Below are 20,260 nucleotides of genomic sequence, written 5' to 3'. Positions count from 1 at the left end.
CGCCGGCCGGACGGCCACGGACGCGGCGACGGGGAAGGATGGCCGCCATGACAACTGGAACGAACGACGCGGCGTCCAGCCGAGCCGGACAGGCCGGCGCCCTGAAGAACCACCTGCGGGTGGAGGTCGCCCGGCGGGACACGGTGCCGCTGACGATCGCGGCCCCCGCAGCGGACGATCCGCCCAGGGGTGGCGTGATCGTCGTGCAGGACGCCCGAGGCATCACGCCTTACCTGGTGTCCGTCTGTGACCGGCTGGCCGGGGCGGGCTGGCTGGCCGTGGCCCCGCATCTGTACCACCGCGACGGGCGGGACGAAGTCGACCCGGCCGGCGGCTGGGCGGGTGCGGTCCCGGCGATGGAGACGCTGACCGGGACGGGCATCGACGCCGATGTGGACGCCGCTCTGACCCATCTCACCGAGTCCGGCTTCGACGCGGAGCAGAGCGCGATCGTCGGGTTCTGCATGGGCGGCACGGTCGCGCTGCACACCGCGACCCGTCACCCGCTGGCTGCGGCGGTGTCGTTCTACGGCGGCGGGGTGAGCACCCCGTACTGGTCGGGGGTGCCGCCGCTGGTCGAGGCGGCCCCGGCGCTGCGCGGCCCGTGGCTCGGCCTGTACGGCGAGGAGGACCAGTTGATCACCACGGACGAGATCGGTGCGCTGCGGGCGGCGGCGGCCCGCAGCAGCGCGCCGACGGAGCTGGTCAGTTACCCGGGCGCGGGCCATGCCTTCCACAGCGACGACCGGGAGGCGGTGTACCGCCCGGTCGCCGCGGCGGACGCGTGGTCCCGTGCGCTCGCCTTCCTCGACGAGCACGTCCACCCACGCTGAGCCGCCGCCCGGCCGGTCCGGCGGTTGCGCAGGGGCACCGACCGGACCGGCCGACACGGCCGGCCAACAGGACGCCGGCCACGGTCAGCGGGACGTACCGGTCAGGAAGGACATGGCCGGTCAGGAGGACAGGCCGGTCAGGAGGACGTGGCGGTCTGGGCGAGCAGCTCGGCGAGGGCGTTGCCGGTGATCCGCTTGAACTGCCGCCGGGCGCGGGACCGGTCGAGCATCCCGACTTCCAGGTTGGCCTCGGTGAGCACCCGCTCACCGTTCTGCGGCAGGCCCGGCGGCACGCTGACGGTCAGCGCCTGCACCGCGACCCGCAGGGCGTCGGCGAGGGGCTGGCCGTCCCGATGGTGCTCCTTCAGTGAGGTCGTGACCTGGTCGGAGGCGCCCCCGATCGCGACGAAGCCCCGTTCGTCGGCGATCGACCCGTCGAACGTCAACCGGTAGATCTGGTCGTCGTCGCTGCTGCGGCCCACTTCGGCCACCACGATCTCGACCTCGTAGGGCTTGACGCTCTCAGTGAAGATCGCGCCAAGGGTCTGCGCGTAGGCGTTGGCGAGGGCGCGGCTGGTGACGTCCCGCCGGTCGTACATGTATCCGCGAGAGTCCATCAGGCGGATGCCGGCCGTGCGCAGGTTCTCGAACTCGTTGTACTTGCCCACGGCGGCGAACGCGATGCGGTCGTAGATCTCGCTGATCTTGTGGAGGGTCGCCGAGGGGTTCTCGGCGACGAACAGGATCCCGTCCGCGTAGGTGATGACGACCACGCTCCGTCCGCGCGCGATGCCCTTGCGCGCGTACTCGGACTTGTCGCGGACCTGCTGTTCGGGGCTCGCGTATCCGAACGGCATGGTCACGTCAGCCTCCCGCGCTCGTGGAACGGTCCGCGATGATGGCCGTCACCACGGGTTCTACCTCATCGTCGCCGTAGCGGCGGTACCCGTCGGACGTGACCGCCGCGACGATCGGGTACAGCCGGCGGATCGTGTCCGGACCGCCCGTCGCCGAGTCGTCGTCGGCGGCGTCGTAGAGCGCCTCGACGGCGATCCGCACCGTGTCGGCCTGGGTCTGGTCGGCCCGGTAGAGCTTCTTCAGCGAGCCCTTCGCGAACACCGAGCCGGAGCCGATGGACTCGTACGTGCGTTCCTCCGACTTCGCCGCCGCGATGTCGTAGGAGAAGATCCGGCCCGCGTCCATGTCCGGGTCGTAGCCGGCGAACAAGGGGACGACCGCGAGGCCCTGCAGAGCCATCGGCAGGTTGCCCTTGACCATGGCCGCCAGCCGGTTGGCCTTGGCGTCCAGGCTCAGGGTCGCGCCCTCGATCTTCTCGTAGTGCTCCAGTTCCACCTGGAACAGCCTGATCAGCTCGGCGCCGACCCCGGCTGTGCCGGCGTAGCCCACGCAGGAGAAGTCGTCGGCGTGGTGCACCTTCTCGACATCCCGCTGGGCGATCATGTGCCCCTGCGTCGCCCGCCGGTCACCGGCCATGATCACACCACCGGGGAAGGTCACCGCCACGATCGTCGTGCCGTGCGCCACCTCGGTGACCGGCCCCGGCAGGCCGCTCTGGGCCCCCGGCAACAGGTGCGGCGCCGACTGCGACAGGAAATCGGTGAACGACGACGTTCCCGGTGTCATGAACACAGCCGGTAGGCGCCCGGCGCCACCCATTGGATCAGCCACGCATCCCCCTTCCGATAGACGGTCACACGGGCCGCGGCGTCCCGATCGTCTCCGGGAACCGCGGGCGACGTGCGCGTGAGCACAACATAGGGCCATCGCCTCCCGGTGCGGTCGGCCAGGGCGACCGGCCGGGTGATCGACGGCGATCCTCCCGCGGGCGACCCGGCCCGCGCCGGCCCACGAAGCACCTCTCGGGGCCGTCCGCCGGCGCCCGGCCGATCCGGCGAGGCTCGGCGGACCACCCGCGATCCGACCTCACCCGCTGGCGGAACCGGCGGGCGACATGCGGCGCACGGATGGGCGACCCGACCGGTGGCGGTCGATGACACGGGGCGGCCGCCACGATCGGGAGGCACCTTCGGTGCCCCGGGGCCGCCCGGGGCACCGAGGCCAACCGTCCGCGCGGCGCAGACTCAGCCCCGCCGACGCCGAGGCAGGCGCCCCGCGGTCACTCGCCGCCCTTCTGGACGTAGCCCTTCACGAACTCCTCGGCGTTCTCCTCCAGGACGTCATCGATCTCGTCGAGGAGCGAGTCGACGTCCTCGGACAGCTTCTCGTGGCGCTCCTTGAGGTCGGAGGCCTCGCTCTCCTCGGTCGTGACCTCATCGGCCTCGTCCGCGCGCCGGTTGGTGTGCTGCTGCCCGCCGCCGCTGTCCCTGGTGGCCATGAAGCCCTCCTTCGATCGCCTGGCGCGACACTATCCCGCCCCACCGACACCATCAGTCCGATCGGTGAGAGGTCCACTCCATCACGAACTGACCGTCTCGTCGCGACGTCCGCCCAGGACGCAATGCGCGCGGCTCAGCGACCGGCCAGCGCGTCGACGAGGTCCGCGGCGGTGGCGCAGCGGTCCAGCAGCTCGCCGACGTGAGCCTTGGTCCCCCGCAGCGGCTCCAGGGTCGGCACCCGCTGCAGGGAGTCCCGGCCGATGTCGAAGATGACCGAGTCCCACGACGCCGCGGCAACCTGCTGCGGGTAGCGGGCGAGGCAGCGACCGCGGAAGAACGCCCGGGTGTCCTCCGGCGGCTCCGTCATCGCCCGGGTCACCTCGTCCTCGCTGACGACCAGGTCAAACCGGCCGCGCTCGACGAGGCGGTTGTACAGGCCCTTCTCCGGCCGCACGTCGTGGTACTGCAGGTCGACGAGCTCCAGGCGGGGCGAGTCCCAGTTCAGGCTGTCACGAGAGCGGTAGCCCTCCAAGATCGACAGCTTGGCCACCCAGTCAAGTTCCCGGGCGCAGCTCATCGGGTCGACCTCGAGGCGGCCGAGGACCGACTCCCAGCGGGAGAGGATGTCGGCGGTCTGCGGGTCGACGTCCGAGCCGAACCGGTTCTCCACGTACTTGCGGGCCTGCTCGAAGTACTCCATCTGCAGCTGCACGCCGGTCATCTCCCGGCCGTCACGCAGGGTCACCAGATGCTTGAGTGAGGGGTCGTGCGAGATCGCCCGCAGCGCGGCCACCGGGCCGTCCACGGACAGGTCGACGCTGAACCAGCCGTCCTCGATCATGGCGAGGACCAGCGACGTCGTTCCCACTTTCAGGTAGGTGGCGACTTCGCTCATGTTCGCGTCGCCGATGATGACGTGCAGCCGGCGGTATTTCTCCGGATCGGCGTGCGGCTCGTCCCTGGTGTTGATGATCGGCCGCTTCAGCGTCGTCTCCAGGCCCACCTCGACCTCGAAGAAATCCGCCCGCTGACTGATCTGGAAGCCGGCCTCGCGGCTGTCGACGCCGAGGCCGACCCGGCCGGCGCCGCAGATGACCTGACGGGAGACGAAGAACGGGATGAGGTTACGGACGATCTCCCCGAACGGGGTCGACCGGGCCATGAGGTAGTTCTCATGGCAGCCGTAGGAGACGCCCTTGTTGTCGGTGTTGTTCTTGTAAAGATAGACGGGCTTGGCGCCCGGCACCGTCAGGGCGCGCCGCGCCGCCTCCGCCATCACCCGTTCGCCGGCCTTGTCCCACAGCACGACGTCACGCGGGTTGGTGACCTCGGGCGAGGAGAACTCCGGATGCGCATGGTCGACGTAGAGCCGCGCCCCGTTGGTCAGGATGACGTTGGCGAGGCCCAGGTCGTCCTCGTTGGCCGGCGCGCTGGGATCGACCGCGGGCTCCCGGGGAAGCTCGAAGCCCCGCGCGTCCCGCAACGGCGACTCCTCCTCGAAGTCCCACCGGGCGCGGCTGCCCGAGGACGACGTTCTGTTGGCATAGGAGTTCACCACCAACGACGAGGCCAACATCTGATTGGTGTTCGGCTGACCGGGCACCGACACCCCGTACTCGGTCTCGATTCCCATGATCCGGCGCGCGCTCACTCTGCAAGCGTAGGTGCTGGGCGGGCAGTCGGTTGGCCGGACGTCCGCCTTGTTTGTTCTGGGCGATGCGTGCGACCCTGTTGGGCCCGGCGTGGATCCGCGCGGATCCACGTGGCAAGCACCGAGCCGGACCCGCCCGCGGGCGGCGATCCCCCGATCGGGGGCACCCGAGTCCGGCGCCGGATCGCGCCGCAACCGGCAGGCCGGGGCGCCCCACGTAGGTGGGCTGCGCACCTCGGTGCCAGCTCCTCGTCGGCGGCCCGAGCCCTCCTGGGGGCGGTCCCTGGCTGGTCCGGCGCATGCCAAGGCACCCGGGGACCACTTGGGTCCCGGGTGCCTTGGTGGGGTGCATGCAGCCCACCGCGGTCGCGTCGCAGCACGACCGCGGTGGAACCGCGCGGCGGGGTCCGCCGGCCGTTACAGGTACTGGCCGGTGTTCGCGATGGTGTCGATGGAGCGGCCGGCTTCGGTGCCCTTCGTTCCGGTGACGAGCGTGCGGATGTAGACGATCCGCTCGCCCTTCTTGCCGGAGATCCGGGCCCAGTCGTCCGGGTTGGTCGTGTTCGGCAGGTCCTCGTTCTCCTTGAACTCGTCCAAGCAGGCGGCGAGCAGGTACTGCATGCGCAGACCCTTGAGGCCGCCCTCGATGTGCGCCTTGACCGACATCTTCTTGGCGCGAGCGACGATGTTCTCGATCATCGCGCCCGAGTTGAAGTCCTTGAAGTACAGGACCTCCTTGTCACCATTGGCGTAGGTCACCTCGAGGAAGCGGTTCTCCTCGCTCTCCGCGTACATCCGCTCGACGACGCGCTGGATCATCGCGGCAACCGTGGCCTCCCGGTTGCCCTCGAACTCGGCGAGGTCATCCGGGTAGAGCGGCAGGCTGGTCACGACGTACTTGGCGAAGATGTCGCGGGCCGCCTCGGCGTCGGGGCGCTCCACCTTGATCTTCACGTCGAGCCGTCCCGGCCGCAGGATCGCCGGATCGATCATGTCCTCGCGGTTGGACGCGCCGATCACGATCACGTTCTCGAGCTGCTCGACGCCGTCGATCTCGCTGAGCAGCTGCGGGACGATCGTGTTCTCCACGTCCGAGGACACGCCCGAGCCTCGGGTCCGGAAGATCGAGTCCATCTCGTCGAAGAACACGATCACCGGCATCCCCTCGGACGCCTTCTCGCGCGCCCGCTGGAACACCAACCGGATCTGCCGCTCGGTCTCGCCGACGAATTTGTTGAGCAGCTCGGGGCCCTTGATGTTGAGGAAGAAGGCCCGGCCGTTGCCCTGGCCGGTGATCGCCTCAACCTTCTTGGCCAACGAGTTGGCGACCGCCTTCGCGATCAACGTCTTGCCGCAGCCGGGTGGGCCGTAGAGCAGCACACCCTTCGGCGGCTTGAGCTGATGCTCCCGGTAGAGCTCCTTGTGCAGGAACGGCAGCTCCACCGAGTCGCGGATCGACTCGATCTGGCTCTTCAGCCCGCCGATCTGCTCGTACCCGATGTCCGGGACCTCTTCGAGCACGAGCTCCTCGACCTCGGACTTCGGGACCCGCTCGAAGGCGTAGCCGGAGCGGGGCTCGATCAACAACGAGTCCCCCACGCGGATCGGACCGTCGAGCAGCGGCTGGGCCAGCATGACCACCCGCTCCTCGTCCGTATGACCGATCACCAGTGCTCGGTCACCGCTTTCGAGGACCTCCTTGAGCAGGACGATCTCACCCTGCCGCTCGAACGATCGCGCCTCGACAACATTGAGGGCCTCGTTGAGCATGACTTCCTGGCCGGGCAAGAGCGATCCGACGTCGACACTCGGCGACACGGTCACTCGGAGCTTTCTGCCCTGAGTGAACACGTCGACGGTGCCGTCGTCATACCGGGAGACGAAGATCCCGTAGCCACTTGGCGGCTGCGCGAGTCTGTCGACCTCCTCCTTCAGGGTGACGATCTGGTCGCGCGCCTCTCGGAGGGTGGCGACGAGTCTGTCGTTCTGTCCCGTGGCGGACGACAGCTCGGCCTGGATCTCCGCGAGGCGCTCCTCCAGCACCCTGACCTGCCTGGGCGATTCGGACAACCTGCGCCGCAGCATGGCCACTTCCTCTTCCAGGAAGGCGACCTGCGTCGTGAGCTCGTGTGCTTCCTTCTCGTACGCCGACCGCTGTGATTCGGCATCACCTGGACGACCCGTGCTCCCACCGGAGCCAGAGCCCGAACGGGGACCGGACACTGCGCCTCCACCTCCCCCGTGCTGACCGGGACGCACCCACACTACCGTTGTGACCGCCGCTGGCAGGCCGGTCACGCAAGGACGACCGAGCTTTGCCGTAAACAGCGGGTTACGGTGCCATGGTGACAGAAGATCGGAGCCCTGTGGCAACTCCAGCGAAGCCGGGCGTTTCGGCGGGCCTGCGCGTGCGGGTCGACCAGGACGCGTGCACCGGCGACGGTCTGTGCGTCCAGCTCGCCCCGAGCGTCTTCGAGTTCGACGTCGACGGGCTGGCCTACGTCAAGGACGATGCCGGCGAGCTCCAGACGACCGGCGGAGCGTACGTGCCGGTGCCCCTCCCCTTGGTGGACGCGGTCGTCGACGCGGCCGACGAGTGCCCCGGGACGTGCATCTACGTCGAGCGCCCGGACGGCACCCTGGAGGCCGGCGGTCCGCTGGGCTGACGCCCTGCGGTGACCCCACGGCCGGGCCGATCGGGGGGGGTGTGCATGGGAACAGGTAGACGCTCTCCCCCGCATCCGCCGCCGACGCACGAGCCGTGGCCCGCTTCGCGGCCCGCCTCAGCCACACCGCCTAACGTCACGGAACGTAACAGCGGGACGGGAGGGGGCTGCCGAGCTGGCTCCACCAGCTGGCTGGTGGAGCCAGCTCTCACGCGTGGCTTCGGGTGCCGCATCCACGGCTTCAGGTATCGCGTCCACGGCGGGTTCGGGCGCAGCGCCGGCGAGGGCCGTCGCGGCCGGCTCGGCGAGGGAGGCGCCCGCCCCGGCCGGCTCCGTGGCGGTCGGCTCCGTGGCGGTCGGTTCGCCGAGGGCGCCCTTGGCCGGGCGGCGGCGGCGGACCGGGGGCGCGACCCCGTCGGCGAGGCGGCGCGCGGTGACGAGGAAGCCCGTGTGGCCGACCATGCGGTGGCCGGGGCGGACCGCGAGGCCCTCGACATGCCAGTCCCGCATCATCGTCTCCCAGGCGGCGGGCTCGGCGAACGTGCCGTGCCCCCGCAGGGTCTCCACGACCCGGGAGAGCTGCGTGGTGGTGGCGACGTAGGCGCAGACCACCCCACCGGGAACGAGCGCCGCGCTGACGGCGTCCACGACGTCCCAGGGCGCGAGCATGTCGAGGACGACCCGGTCGATCTCCCGCTCGGTCGTCTCGGCCAGGTCGCCGACGATGATCGTGTGCGTGGGATGTGGCCCGCCGAAGAACGTTTCGATGTTGCGCGCAGCAATGGCGGCGAAGTCCTCCCGCCGTTCGTAGGAGATCAGCCGGCCGGCGTCCCCGATGGTGCGTAGCAGGGAGCAGGACAGTGCGCCCGAGCCGACGCCGGCCTCCAGCACACGGGCGCCCGGGAAGATGTCCGCGTAGGCGACGATCTGGCCCGCGTCCTTGGGGTACACGACGGTCGCCCCGCGAGGCATCGACAGCACGAAGTCCACGAGCAGGGGGCGCAGCGCCAGGTAATCGGTGCCGCCGGTACTGGTGACGACGATGCCCTCGGGCTGGCCGAGCAGCGCGTCATGCTCGACAGCGCCGCGGTGGGTGTGGAACTGCTTACCCGGCTCCAGCACGACGGTGTGTTTGCGTCCCTTGGGATCGGTGAGCTGCACCCGGTCGCCTTTGGTGAACAGACCGCGACGATGAGCCGCGCCGGTGGGGCCGGGACGAAGATCGAAATCGGTCATCGCTGCGCCACCATGCGTGCGGCGGCGGCCGGGTAGAGGCGGGCGACCAGGTCGACCATGGCAAGCACGCCCACCGGCCGGCCGCTCTGCAGCACCAGGTACTCCGAGGCGGGCATGCGCTGCACGGCAGCGAGCAGATCCTCGCCCTCCAGATCGGCGTCGAGCACCATTCCGGGCGCGATCTCCCGGCTCACCTCGTCCACGGACATCCACGGCCTCCGATGCTCAGGCAGCGCGTCGACCGCCGAGCCATTCATGATCTTGATGGGGTTTCCGTCCCGGTCGATCACCGCGACGGCGGTGGCGCCGACCTCCTGAGCCCGCCGCAACGCCTCGGCCAGCGGCACGGCACCCTCGACGGGCAGCGTCCGACGCACCAGCCGGCCGGCGGACAGCCCCGGCAGCCGCCCGCGTAGCTGGGCCGCCCGCAACGACTGGAAGGCCGCGAACGCCAGGAACGCCGCCAGAGCATACGTGTAGAACAGGCCGAAGCTGTCGCCGGAGATCGTCGTCCCCCAGACGACCATGCCCGCGGCCACCACAAAGCCGCCGTAGGCGCCGGCCCGCAGCCCGCGCAGCTTGTCCCCGGTCGCCGCCCACACGGCGGCGATGACCACCCGCCCGCCGTCCAACGGCACGCCGGGGGCCAGGTTGAACACGAACAGCGCCAGGTTGATGACTCCGAGATCGCGCAGCACCACCCCGACGTGGGTGTCGTCGCCGATGCCGAGCAGGCCGAGGAAGCACAGCCCGGCGAGCAGGCCGTTCAGCGCCGGACCGACGAAGGCGATGAGGAACTCGCGACCGGGGCTGCGGGGTTCGGGCTCGAACTCGGTGAACCCGGCGAACCCGTGCAGCGTCACCGAGCAGACGGTGTGTCCGAAGGCGAGCGCGGTCAGGCAGTGGCCGATCTCGTGGACGAGCAGGGAAGCCAGAAAGCCGAGGGAGATCACCGTGGCCATCGCGAGGACCTGGCCGTCCGACGCCGTCGGCAGCCGGTCCCGGATGGAGCCGGAGAGCAGGTAGGCCACCAGCAGCGCGAAGACCAGCGCGAGCGGCGACACCATGATCGGAACGCCTCGAATCCGTCCGATCATCACTCCGGACGGGCGTCCGCCCGAGTGCCGAGACGCACCACCCGTACCGCCGTGGGCATCCGAGCCGGCGCCACCGCGTTGATCCGTCATGGAACCGATGCTACGGACCAGATCCGGCCGCGTCTGCCGGCCCTGTCCACGCCTGTGACCAGCGGAGGTGGGGCGGGGCCGTGACGTCGCCCGGGCGCGGCGCGCCGGTGCCCACTCGGACGCCCCGCGACCAGGCCACGCGAGGCGCCGCCGCCGGCGGTCGGGACCGACCCACGGGAGTGTCGGAGGCGGGTTCTAGGGTCGGGACATGACCACGACGCCGCCGCCCGGTTCCGCGGCATCCAGCGGTTTCTCGGCGCCGCCCACCGCGGCGCCGCCGCCGGCCGCTGCGCCGGCCGGCCCGCGCAGCGCCGACCGGCCGCTGATCGGTTCGCTGTCGCCGTCGCGGGCGGCCGACTTCGTCAACTGCCCGCTGCGCTACCGCTTCCGCGTCGTCGACCGGCTGCCCGAACCGCCGAGCGAGGCGGCCAGCCGCGGGACTGTCGTGCACTCGGTGCTGGAGAACCTGTTCGACCTGCCCCCGGCCGGGCGGACCCTCGAGGCGGCGCGCACGCTGGTCGAGCCGGCCTGGCAGGCGCTGCGTGAACGGGAGCCGGCGGTCGAGGCGCTCTTCGACGGCCCGGACGCGCTGGCCGCCTGGCTGGATTCGGCGCGCGAGCTGCTCGCCGGGTACTTCGCGCTGGAGGATCCGGCCCGGCTCGCCCCATCGGCCCGTGAGCTCTACGTGGAGCATGTGCTCGACTCCGGGTTGCGGTTGCGCGGCTACGTGGATCGGCTCGACGAGGCGTCGACCGCGCAGGGCCCGGCCCTGCGGGTGGTCGACTACAAGACCGGCCGCTCGCCGGGCCCGGCCTTCGAGGGCTCGGCGATGTTCCAGATGCGGTTCTACGCCCTGTTGCTGTGGCGGATCCGCGGCGTGATCCCCCGGGAGCTGCGCCTGTACTACCTCGGCGATCGCACCTGGCTGCGGGCCACCCCGGACGAGGCGGATCTGCGGGCCACCGAGCGGCGGATCGAGGCGCTGTGGGCGGCGATCGACCGCGCCCACCGCACCGGAGACTGGCGGGCCACGCCGAACCGCCTGTGCTCCTGGTGCCACCACCAGGCGCTGTGCCCGGCGTTCGGCGGCACGCCGCCGCCGCTGCCCCAGCAGGCGCCCGCGGTCCCCCTCGACGAGGCGGCCCCGGCGGTCTGCGAGGCCGAGGGCTGAGCCCCGCCGGGGGACGACGCCGGCGGCGGAGAACCCGGCGGCGGAGAACATGGAGTAACGATGAGAGGAATGCGGCGGTGTCCCGGGATTCCGGATCAATCCCGAGATGCCGATCATCCTTGGATCGTTGAGGACTCCGACGGCACGATCAGGGGGATCCAGGCGGAGCGGCCGAGGGCCGGATCCCGCCGAGCGCGGCAGCCCGCGTGCCGAAACATCTACAGAGGACGATGGAACGGTCCCGCCCCCAGCGGCGGGCAGAGGCATCGCCAGACGCACCGAGCGCATGAGGAGAGGACGTCACGATGGCCCGACGGACCGAATCATCCCCAGGTGGGAGGCAGGACGCGGGCAAGGGCGCCCCGCGCGGTCGCCCACCGCGGGTGGCGCGGACCGCCGAGCGCGGAGACGACCGCCGCGAGCAGGCCGCTGCGGGCGGCACCGGCGGCGCAGTCCCGGCGGCACGGGCCGATCGGCTGACGAAGGTCTACGGCACCGGAGACACCACCGTCACGGCGCTGCGCGGAATCGATCTGGACTTCCCCCGCGGCCGCTTCACGGCGATCATGGGGCCGTCCGGCTCCGGGAAGTCCACGCTCATGCACTGCCTGGCCGGCCTGGACACGGTGACCCGCGGGCGGGTGTTCATCGGCGACGTCGACCTGTCGCGGCTGTCGGACAGGGAGCTCACCCGACTGCGCCGGGACCGGATCGGTTTCATCTTCCAGCAGTACAACCTGCTGCCGACGCTGACCGCGGCGGAGAACATCACGCTGCCGCTGAGCATCGCAGGCCGCTCCCCCGACCAGGCCTGGATGCGCACCGTGGTCGACGCGGTCGGCCTCGCCCCCCGGCTGCGGCACCGGCCGAGCGAGCTGTCCGGTGGTCAGCAGCAACGGGTCGCCTGCGCCCGCGCCCTCGCCACCCGACCCGAGATCATCTTCGCCGATGAACCGACCGGCAACCTGGACTCGCGCTCGGGGGCCGAGGTGCTGTCGTTCCTGCGGGACTCGGTCACCGAGCTCGGGCAGACGATCGTCATGGTGACGCACGACGCCACGGCCGCCTCCTACTCGGACGAGGTGATCTTCCTCGCGGACGGTCGGCTCGTCGACGCGATCGAACAGCCGACCGCGGACGAGGTGCTCGACCGGATGAAGCACCTCGACGCCGCCCAGCGCGGGTTGCTCCCCGACGACGCCAACACGCCCCAGGAACCCGACGACTACGACGACCACCATGACGGCCACCGCCATGACGGCCGGAACCGCCGGGACGACCGAAGTGGGTGGGGCCCACGTGATCGTCCGGCCGACCGCGGCCGCGGCGTGGCGCCCGGCCCGCGGGGCTACCCGGCGGCCGACGACCGGCACGGCGACTACGACTACCCCGATCAGCGCTACGGCAACGGCAGCCAGCCAACGCCCTACGACGGCCGCTACGCCGAGCCGTTCACCGGGGAGTTCGACTCCGTGCCAGGGCTCGAGAACGGGCCGCTGAACGAGACCGGGCCGCTGGACGAGCAGGGACCGAACGGCGGCCGCTACGGCGGACCGGCGGGCGACCCGCACCGGCGGCGGCCGGTGCCGCGCCCCCTCGGCCCGCGCGACGCCGACGACACCGGCGGCTACGGCGCCCCGGGCGGCTACCGGGCGGACGGGCCGGGGTCGGCGGGCTGGGCCTGAGCCGATGCTGCGCGCCACCCTCAAAAGCCTGCTGGCCCGCAAGATCCGGCTGGTCCTGTCCATGCTGGCGGTCGTCGTCGGCGTGAGCTTCGTCACGGGAACCCTGATCCTGGCGGACACGCTCAACCGGACATTCGACTCCCTGTTCGCCGACATCAACAAGAACGTCAGCGTCGCGGTCCGGGTCGTCAACCAGATCGACCCGACGAGCGACTCCGGCCGACCGCCGCTGCCCGCGTCGGTCCTCGACACAGTCGCCAAGGTCGACGGAGTGCGAGCGGCCGTCGGGTCGGTCGACGGCCAGGCCATGCTCGTCAACCCGCGCACCGGCAAGCCGGCGAAGGAGGGCGGGGCACCAGGGCTGGGCACCAACTGGACCGGCGGCCAGCCGACCGCATCCGAGCAGCTCGCCGAGGGCCGCGCCCCGGGTCCCGGCGAAATCGTGGTGGATCGGGCGACCGCGCGGGATCTGCACCTGGCCCTCGGTACGCGGATCTCCGTGCAGATCAAGGGGGTGCCCGCGGCCTACACGCTGGTCGGCACGTTCCGGGTGGCCGGGCAGGACAGCCTCGGCGGCGCCGCCCTGACCGTGTTCGACACCGCCACCGCCCAGCGGGTGCTGCTGGCCCCCGGCCAGTTCAGCTCCGTCCATCTGGCGGCCGTCCCCGGCCTCGGCCAACAGGAGCTGCGCGCGCGGGTCGCCGCTGTGCTCCCCGCCGGCGACGAGGCGATCACCGGCACGCAGCTGGCGAAGGAGAACGCCAGTGCCGTGCAGCAGGCGATCGGCGGCTTCTCGACCTTCCTGCTGATCTTCGCGGCGATCTCGGTGTTCGTCGGGGCGTTCATCATCTTCAACACGTTCACCATGCTGGTGGCGCAGCGGGTGCGGGAGCTGGCACTGCTGCGGGCGATCGGCGCGAGCCGGCGTCAGGTACAGGTGTCGCTGCAGGTGGAGGCGGCTCTGGTCGGTTTCGCCGGGGCGAGTGTGGGGCTGCTGTTCGGCGCAGGGCTCGCCGTGCTGCTGCGGGCCGCGGTCGGGGCGTTCGGCGTGGACCTGCCCAGCGGCCCGCTGGTCTTCGACGCGCGCACGATCATCGCCGCCTACGCCGTGGGAGTCCTGATCACCTCGGCCGCGGCCTTCGTGCCGGCGCGCAAGGCGGCGTCCGTTCCGCCGATCGCGGCCATGCGGGAGACCTACGTGCTGCCGACACGCTCACTGCGTACCCGGGCCGTCGCCGGGATCGCCCTCACGGCCCTCGGGGTGCTGCTGCTGGTCCTCGGGACCGCGTCGGCGGGCAAGTCGGGAGCAACCTCCGTCGGGGTCGGCGCCGCGGGGATCTTCCTCGGCATCGCCACCCTGTCGCCCCTGCTGTCCGGGCCGATCATCCGGGTGCTCGGCGCGCCCTTCGTCTCGCTGTTCGGCACCACCGGCCGGCTCGGCCGGGAGAACGCGATGCGCAATCCGCGGCGCACCGCCTCGACCGCCTCCGCCCTCATGATCGGCCTCGCCCTGGTCGGCGCCTTCTCGATCCTCGGTCAATCGATCAAAGAGTCGGTGCGGACGACCGTGCAGAACAGTCTCGGCGCCGACTTCTTCCTGACCGGCCAGGGTTTCAGCGGTCAGATGGCGCGCGACCTGGCCGGCAAGCCCGGCATCGAGGTCGCGACCGGGCTGCGCGGCGGCCTGGTGAAGATCGGCGGGCACGATGCCCAGGTGCTCGCCGGGGATCCGGCCGGCCTACCCCGGGTACTGGCGCTCAAGAAGGTGGCCGGAGACCTCCACGCCCTCGGCGACCGCACGATCCTCGTGGATGACACCACCGCCGCCGACCGCCACCTCACCGTCGGCCAGAAGGTCCCCGTCGCCTTCCCCGACGGCGCCCAGGACCTCACCCTCGCCGGGACGTACAAGAAGAGCCAGGTCGCCGGCTCCTGGATCATCTCCACCGGCCAGCTTGCCCGCCACTCCACCGACGACCTTGACCTGTTCGTGCTGATCAAACGCGCCGACGGGGCCGACCCCGCGGCCGTGCGCGCCGAGATCGACAAGGTCGTCAAGCCCTACGCCACGGTCGAGGTGCGCGACCAGTCGGAGTTCGTCGCCCAGCAGGAAAAGCAGATCGACCAGCTGCTCGGCTTCATCTACGTCCTGCTGGCTCTGGCGGTGATCATCGCCCTGTTCGGCATCGTGAACACGCTCACCCTGTCCGTGATCGAACGGACCCGGGAGATCGGGCTGCTGCGCGCCGTGGGCATGAGCCGTGGGCAGATGCGGGCCATGGTCGTCATGGAGTCGACGATCATCTCGGTCTTCGGCGCCGTGCTCGGAGTGGCCGTCGGCAGCATCTTCGGCTGGGCCCTGACCAAGGCGCTGGCCTCCCAGGGCATCAACACGTTCGCCTACCCGGTCCCGACGATCGTCCTCGTCATCATCGTCGGCATCGTGCTCGGCATCCTCGCCGCCGTCTTCCCCGCCCGCCGCGCCGCCAGAATGGACGTCCTGCGCGCCATCTCCGCCAGCTAACCCGTCCCTTCTGACCCGTCTTGGGCTGGGACAGCGTCCCGGCAGGCGCGCCGCGCGGCGATGGCGTCACCTGACCGCGCCGCTGTCCGACCGCGCGCGCCGCCGCGCCCGCTCGCCCACTGGCATGCCCGCAGCAGCTTGCCGGGACAGCGCTCGCTCCCCGGGCGCCCGCACGGCCCGCCGGCCGCAGCACCGGACCTCTGCCGGCTACCCGTCGGCACATCGGCCCGGCCCGACCCGGCCCGTCGTCAACCCACCCGTGACGAGGCACGGCCACATTGCGGCCAAATCGTGCCGAGGTCTAAGCACGGTTTTTCGCCCGAAAACCGTGCTTAGACCTCGGCACGGCTCTGTACACGCGCGATTACCGAGGAATCCGCTTCCGGAGTCCTCGTCCACAGGTCTCCGCCTTGTCCACAGATTGCCATGACCCACTGTCCGGGAGCCGATGTGCGGGCCAGGCTGGCGGTGTGGACCTTCCCGCGCTCCCGCGCTCCGTGCGTCGGCTCGCCACCCGGCAGGACGGCATACTCACGTGGGCCAGATCAGGCAGACAGGTATAACTCGACGGCAGCTCGATCGTCTGGTGCGGGAGGCCGGCTGGTCCATACCGTTCCGCGGTACCGTCCTGCTTCCCGACGCGCACCCGCTGCGCGGTCCGGTCCGGGCTGCACTAATCGGTCGACCAGATGCCGTCGTCTGCGGCGTGAGCGCCGCACGGCTTCTGGGCCTCCCGGGGCTGCCCGCCACTCCTCGCCAGGATGATCGGATGGGCGACGAGGAGCCTCCGACTCCGGACGCGCAGGCGGGTCATTCGATGCGCACAGCCGGCACGATGCGAACGACGAAGGCGCTGGCGGGCCGGCGACTCACGACGCTCGGCGAGCCGGTCCACCTTCTGGTCCCCAGATCCACTCACGCGGCCGGGAACATCGTCGGTCTCATCCGCCATCTTGGCACCTGCCGGCCCGAGGAGAGGCAGCTATCGCGTGACATCCCCGTCACCACCGTCGAGCGCACGCTGGCGGACCTGATCCTGGACAGCGACCGGGAGACCGCCGTGGGCCTGCTGGACGCCGCACTCCAGCGAGGGCGAGTGTCGGACATCGACGCGGTACTCAGGTCGGCGGCCGGCCGACGGGGAGTAGCCGCACGCAGGAACTGGTTCGCACTCGCGGACGGACGGGCCGAGTCGCCTCTGGAGACGCGGCTACGCCTGCTGCTGCTCGACGCCGGCCTGCCACCGGAGGAGCTGCAGTGGCAGGTGCGGGGCCCCAGGAACCCAACGGGGCCGGACAAGCCGAGGAGGCTGGTGGGCGTCGGCCTCGTCGAAGGGACATCGGACGATCCGCCGGATCAGGATCAGGATCGGGCTGGGGCAGGCCGTCCGGTCGCCCGGCTCGACCTCGCCTGGCCAAGCCGGCTGGTCGCCGTGGAGGCCGACGCCGCCGCCTACCATCGCCATCCTCGCGCGCTGTTCCGCGACCGCGGGCGGCAGAACGACCTGCTCTTAGCCTGCTGGACCCTGCTGCGCTTCACCTGGGCCGATGTGCTGGGCGCTCCGGCGGACATCGCCGACCTGGTGCAACGCGCGCTGGCTCTGGCGGAGGTCGCGGTCAGGTCCCCAAGGGCCGGGCGCTCAGCAGATCGTCGAGCAGGTCAAGGGTGACGTCGTGCAGGCTGGCGACGATCGCGGCGAGGCCGACGGGCAGAAGTTCACCGGCATCCGCTGACGCCACGGCGACAGGCGGCACGGCGACGGGTAGCGCATCGGACGGGGGCACGGCACCGAGGGCGGACGGGGCGGCGGCACGGTCGAGCAGGTCCGGCATGGAGGGGACCAGGATGGTCGCGCAGCCGGCGGCGACGCCGGCGCGGGCGCCCGACGGGCTGTCCTCCAGGACGACGCAGCGCCGCGGGTCCACGCCGAGCATGCAGGCGGCGGCCAGGTAAGGCTCGGGATCCGGCTTGCGCCGGCTCACCTCGTCGCCGGCCACCGTCGCCGCGAACAGGTCGCGGCCGATGACGCCGAGCACGGGGTCCATCAGGTCCCGGAAGGACGAGGACACCAGCGCCGCCGGAACACCCTGCTCCCGCAGGACGACGAGCAGTTCGACGGCGCCGGGCTGTGAAATGATCACGCCGGGCTCGCGAAACAACTCGGCGGAGCGTCGCAGCAGGAAACGCTCCGTGGCCGGGACGTCGGACGGCGGCCGGCCGAGCATCGACACCATGATCGGCACCGCGGTGTCGATGCCGTGGCCGATCATCGCCCGCTTCATCTCCGGCGTGAACTCGCCGCCGAGCCGCGCCGCCGCCTCGTGCTCGGCGACGGTCCAGATGGGTTCCGTGTCGACGAGCAGGCCGTCCATGTCGAAGAAGACCGCCGCGAGGCTTCCCACGTTCACTCCTAGCTCGAATCGGCACGCGCCGGATGGTTCCCGGGCGCGCGGGACGACGTGCCTTGCCTGGACGCGGTCGCCGGCTGTCGGCTGTCGGCTGTCGGGATTACCCACGCCGGCCGGTCCCACCAGGACGGGATCGGTTCCGGTCTGATGAGGCCCGCTCCGCCCGGTGCGGACCGGTCCAGTCCGTATGCTGCCGGATCGCGGCCGCACCGCGAACGGCGGGCGGCAAACCGGGCCCGGGACACGGGAAGCGGCCCGTCCGGGCGGCCGGGGCCTGAGGACCTCGTTACACCGTTCGTCGGCGGGAATGCCACACGGGAGGGGGGCGTGGCCCGGCAACATGGTGACCATGGCGCCAGAGGCTTCCGGCACCCGTCGCGACAGGACGGACAGCGGACCATCGGACATCGGCCGGGCAGTCCGGCGAAGATCTACCCGGCGCGGGCGGCCGTCGCGCCAGGACAGTCCCCCCGCGGGCGCCGATCGCCCCGCGCGGGCGCTCGTCCTCACGGCAGGCCATTCCGCCGGAAACCGGGGCGACGGGGACCAGGTCGACGGGACGCCAGTCGGCAGGGACGCCTTCAGGCGTGGCAGCGTGAGCGTGGCCGGCCCGGGGGGTGGCAGGGCGGTTGGCCCAGCAGCCACCGGTTCCGGTACGACTGGGCCTGATGGGCGCGCGCTGCCCACGCCGGGGCGGATGTGGCCGCGGCGGCCGCTGGGGCAGGGAGGCGGGCGGGGAGGCCGGCCGGGAGGCGGAAGTGGGCGGCTACCACAACGAAGACTGTGCCCGTCGCGACCGTTCGCCTTCCCGCGACAGCGGGTACTCGTCGGGAGCCGGTACGGTGCAGCCACCGCGTCGATCCGGAACGGATGTCCGATCCGCCCGGCGTCGCTGGTCATCGACAGACCGAGGAAAGGCGTTCCCACGAGAACACCGGCAGACTGGTCCCGCGGAGGTCCGCCGCGGGCGAGGGCAGGTTTCATACCGGATGCAAGGAGGGCTGACGTAACGGATGTCGGCTCTGGGCAGGAGTCGTATCCGTGAGGACGTACCGTTGCACTGTCACGGGGGCAGTGGGCCGCCGCTGGGCGGCAGGAGGTGGTAGGTGATCGAGTTCTCCGGCGTCGGTCAACTGCGGTCGCCGGTCGTGGTAGCTGCCTTCGAGGGTTGGAACGACGCCGCCGACGCGTCGTCCGCCGCCGTGGAGCATCTGGAGACGGCGTTCAAGGCCCGGGTGATCGGTGCGATAGACCCGGACGACTACTACGACTTCCAGGTGAACCGGCCGACGGTGAGCGGAACGGACGGGGCGTCTCGTAAGATCACCTGGCCGACCACCCGGCTGTCGGTGGCACGCCCGCCGAAGTCGGAGACGGACCTGGTGCTCATCCGCGGGCTGGAGCCGAACATGCGCTGGCGCGGCTTCACCGACGAACTGATCGAGGCGGTGCACGCCCTCGGCAGCGATATGGTGATCTCGCTTGGCGCGCTGCTGGCGGACTCCCCACACACCCGTCCGGTGCCCATCAGCGGGACTGCCGGGGACGCGGCGACGGCGGCGAGGCTCGGATTGGAACCGTCACGCTACGAGGGTCCGACCGGCATCGTCGGGGTCTTCGGCGAGGCCTGCGCGCGGGCGGAGCTGGCGTCGGTGTCGTTCTGGGCGGCGGTGCCGCACTATGTCGCGAACCCGCCCTGTCCGAAGGCGACGCTCGCCCTGCTACGCCGGGTGGAGGACCTACTCGACATCGAGATCCCGCTCGGGGATCTGCCGGAGCGGGCCAAGGCGTGGGAGCGTCAGGTCGACGAGCTCGCCGCCGGGGACACTGAGGTCGCCGAGTACGTCCGCTCGCTGGAGTCCCGGGAGCCGGAGACCGCGCTGCCTGAGGCCAGCGGCGACGCGATCGCCCGCGAGTTCGAACGCTACCTACGACGCCGCGGGCAGTGATTCCACCCACATCCTGACACCGCCCGGCGGCCGTATCGGCCGCCGGATTCAAGCGCGCCGCGCGCCCCGCCCAGCCAGGTAGTCCAAGTGGTGTCGCCGGGCCAGGGCGGCGGTGCGTGCAGTCCGCCGCCACGGCCGGGCGGCGGACTATTCCTCGACGATCTCGGCGTCGATGATGTCCTCGTCGGCGCCCCGGCGGAACGGGACTCCGGCGGTGCTAGCCGCCGGCTCCCGCGGCGCGGCACTCTCCGAGTACGGCTCGGCGTCGGCGACCTCGCCCTGCCGATGCCGACCCGGCGGGCGCCGGCCGAGCCCAGAGGCGCCCATGCGGCCCACGACCCGACCGGACGCCGCACCAGCACCGATGGTCTGGCCGGCGGCACTGGCGGAGAACGCACCACCGTCGACGCCGCCCGGGGAGCCGAAGGCGCCCGCCGCGTCCCACGCCGACCCTTCAGCACCCGCGGCCGCCGACCAGCCCGCACCGTGCTGGCCGGCACCGTGCTGGCTATCACCGTGCTCGGCGGCACCGTACTGACCGGCACCGTGCTCGGCGGGAGCGTGCGCGGCGGGGGCCGGGGAGCCCGGTGCGC

At 71.5% G+C, this 20,260-nt stretch carries 15 protein-coding genes and 1 pseudogene; 7 read left to right on the top strand and 9 right to left on the bottom strand.

What is annotated here, in order from left to right; all coding sequences use genetic code 11:
• The first annotated feature begins 47 nt into the window (after positions 1-47).
• Positions 48-833 (top strand): dienelactone hydrolase family protein, encoded by a 786-nt coding sequence (locus G6R25_RS05120; RefSeq protein ID WP_163552066.1) that lies wholly within the window; start codon positions 48-50, stop codon positions 831-833.
• A 137-nt stretch (positions 834-970) separates the two neighbouring features.
• On the opposite strand, the gene prcA is transcribed toward G6R25_RS05120, so the two are convergent.
• The 5 genes from prcA to arc all read right to left on the bottom strand — a co-directional run bounded on the left by prcA (position 971) and on the right by arc (position 7,064).
• Positions 971-1,696, bottom strand: coding sequence for a proteasome subunit alpha (gene prcA / locus G6R25_RS05115; protein WP_136446702.1), 726 nt, complete (start codon positions 1,694-1,696; stop codon positions 971-973).
• Between the two features lies 1 nt (position 1,697).
• Positions 1,698-2,522 carry a proteasome subunit beta gene (gene prcB, locus G6R25_RS05110; RefSeq protein WP_205446872.1) on the bottom strand — a complete coding sequence of 275 codons (825 nt, stop codon included), beginning with the start codon at positions 2,520-2,522 and terminating at the stop codon, positions 1,698-1,700.
• Between the two features lie 448 nt (positions 2,523-2,970).
• Positions 2,971-3,189 (bottom strand): ubiquitin-like protein Pup, encoded by a 219-nt coding sequence (locus G6R25_RS05105; RefSeq protein WP_163552065.1) that lies wholly within the window; start codon positions 3,187-3,189, stop codon positions 2,971-2,973.
• Positions 3,190-3,323: 134 nt separating this feature from the next.
• Positions 3,324-4,823, bottom strand: coding sequence for a depupylase/deamidase Dop (gene dop, locus G6R25_RS05100; protein WP_163552077.1), 1,500 nt, complete (start codon positions 4,821-4,823; stop codon positions 3,324-3,326).
• A 435-nt stretch (positions 4,824-5,258) separates the two neighbouring features.
• Entirely contained in the window at positions 5,259-7,064 is a 1,806-nt protein-coding gene (gene arc / locus G6R25_RS05095) for a proteasome ATPase (protein ID WP_136446700.1), read from the bottom strand.
• Positions 7,065-7,183: 119 nt separating this feature from the next.
• Between arc and G6R25_RS05090 the strand changes: the two genes are divergently transcribed.
• Positions 7,184-7,507: a ferredoxin gene (locus tag G6R25_RS05090; RefSeq protein WP_136446699.1), complete on the top strand. Its 324-nt coding sequence runs from the start codon at positions 7,184-7,186 to the stop codon at positions 7,505-7,507.
• Positions 7,508-7,624: 117 nt separating this feature from the next.
• On the opposite strand, the gene G6R25_RS05085 is transcribed toward G6R25_RS05090, so the two are convergent.
• Complete coding sequence (locus G6R25_RS05085; protein ID WP_235947457.1) at positions 7,625-8,743, bottom strand: tRNA (adenine-N1)-methyltransferase; 1,119 nt, start codon at positions 8,741-8,743, stop codon at positions 7,625-7,627.
• Positions 8,740-9,930, bottom strand: a complete 1,191-nt coding sequence (locus tag G6R25_RS05080) for a site-2 protease family protein (protein WP_163552064.1) — start codon at positions 9,928-9,930, stop codon at positions 8,740-8,742. The genes G6R25_RS05085 and G6R25_RS05080 overlap by 4 nt, the downstream gene beginning before the upstream one ends.
• A gap of 208 nt (positions 9,931-10,138) precedes the next feature.
• Here G6R25_RS05080 and G6R25_RS05075 point away from each other — a divergent pair, with 208 nt between their 5' ends.
• The 4 genes from G6R25_RS05075 to G6R25_RS05060 all read left to right on the top strand — a co-directional run bounded on the left by G6R25_RS05075 (position 10,139) and on the right by G6R25_RS05060 (position 16,979).
• Positions 10,139-11,101, top strand: coding sequence for a RecB family exonuclease (locus G6R25_RS05075; protein WP_163552063.1), 963 nt, complete (start codon positions 10,139-10,141; stop codon positions 11,099-11,101).
• 305 nt (positions 11,102-11,406) lie between these two features.
• On the top strand, positions 11,407-12,786 hold the full coding sequence (locus G6R25_RS05070) for an ABC transporter ATP-binding protein (protein ID WP_163552062.1): 1,380 nt from the start codon (positions 11,407-11,409) through the stop codon (positions 12,784-12,786).
• A gap of 4 nt (positions 12,787-12,790) precedes the next feature.
• Entirely contained in the window at positions 12,791-15,310 is a 2,520-nt protein-coding gene (locus G6R25_RS05065) for an ABC transporter permease (protein ID WP_163552061.1), read from the top strand.
• 769 nt (positions 15,311-16,079) lie between these two features.
• Positions 16,080-16,979, top strand: a complete 900-nt coding sequence (locus tag G6R25_RS05060; protein ID WP_163552060.1) for a hypothetical protein — start codon at positions 16,080-16,082, stop codon at positions 16,977-16,979.
• Here G6R25_RS05060 and G6R25_RS05055 read toward each other — a convergent pair.
• Positions 16,927-17,712 (bottom strand): HAD family hydrolase, encoded by a 786-nt coding sequence (locus tag G6R25_RS05055; RefSeq protein ID WP_205446871.1) that lies wholly within the window; start codon positions 17,710-17,712, stop codon positions 16,927-16,929. The genes G6R25_RS05060 and G6R25_RS05055 overlap by 53 nt on opposite strands.
• A gap of 1,112 nt (positions 17,713-18,824) precedes the next feature.
• Between G6R25_RS05055 and G6R25_RS05050 the strand changes: the two genes are divergently transcribed.
• Positions 18,825-19,667, top strand: coding sequence for a PAC2 family protein (locus G6R25_RS05050; RefSeq protein WP_009737775.1), 843 nt, complete (start codon positions 18,825-18,827; stop codon positions 19,665-19,667).
• Positions 19,668-19,814: 147 nt separating this feature from the next.
• Here the strand turns inward: G6R25_RS05050 and G6R25_RS05045 are convergent.
• Positions 19,815-20,260, bottom strand: a pseudogene (locus tag G6R25_RS05045) (hypothetical protein); the annotation flags it as partial.

It is taken from the genome of Candidatus Frankia alpina, assembly GCF_902806485.1.
GTDB classification, from domain to species: Bacteria; Actinomycetota; Actinomycetes; order Frankiales; family Frankiaceae; genus Frankia; species Frankia alpina.
Note: the sequence above shows the minus strand (reverse complement) of the source record. Positions and strands in the feature narration are given on the sequence as shown.

Bases quoted from the DNA above. Each gene is read 5' to 3' on its own strand.
- G6R25_RS05120 (WP_163552066.1), top strand. From the start codon at position 48: ATGACAACTGGAACGAACGACGCGGCGTCCAGCCGAGCCGGACAGGCC.
- G6R25_RS05105 (WP_163552065.1), bottom strand. From the start codon at position 3,189: ATGGCCACCAGGGACAGCGGCGGCGGGCAGCAGCACACCAACCGGCGC.
- dop (WP_163552077.1), bottom strand. From the start codon at position 4,823: ATGGGAATCGAGACCGAGTACGGGGTGTCGGTGCCCGGTCAGCCGAAC.
- G6R25_RS05090 (WP_136446699.1), top strand. From the start codon at position 7,184: ATGGTGACAGAAGATCGGAGCCCTGTGGCAACTCCAGCGAAGCCGGGC.
- G6R25_RS05085 (WP_235947457.1), bottom strand. From the start codon at position 8,743: ATGACCGATTTCGATCTTCGTCCCGGCCCCACCGGCGCGGCTCATCGT.
- G6R25_RS05080 (WP_163552064.1), bottom strand. From the start codon at position 9,930: ATGACGGATCAACGCGGTGGCGCCGGCTCGGATGCCCACGGCGGTACG.
- G6R25_RS05075 (WP_163552063.1), top strand. From the start codon at position 10,139: ATGACCACGACGCCGCCGCCCGGTTCCGCGGCATCCAGCGGTTTCTCG.
- G6R25_RS05070 (WP_163552062.1), top strand. From the start codon at position 11,407: ATGGCCCGACGGACCGAATCATCCCCAGGTGGGAGGCAGGACGCGGGC.
- G6R25_RS05065 (WP_163552061.1), top strand. From the start codon at position 12,791: ATGCTGCGCGCCACCCTCAAAAGCCTGCTGGCCCGCAAGATCCGGCTG.
- G6R25_RS05060 (WP_163552060.1), top strand. From the start codon at position 16,080: ATGGGCGACGAGGAGCCTCCGACTCCGGACGCGCAGGCGGGTCATTCG.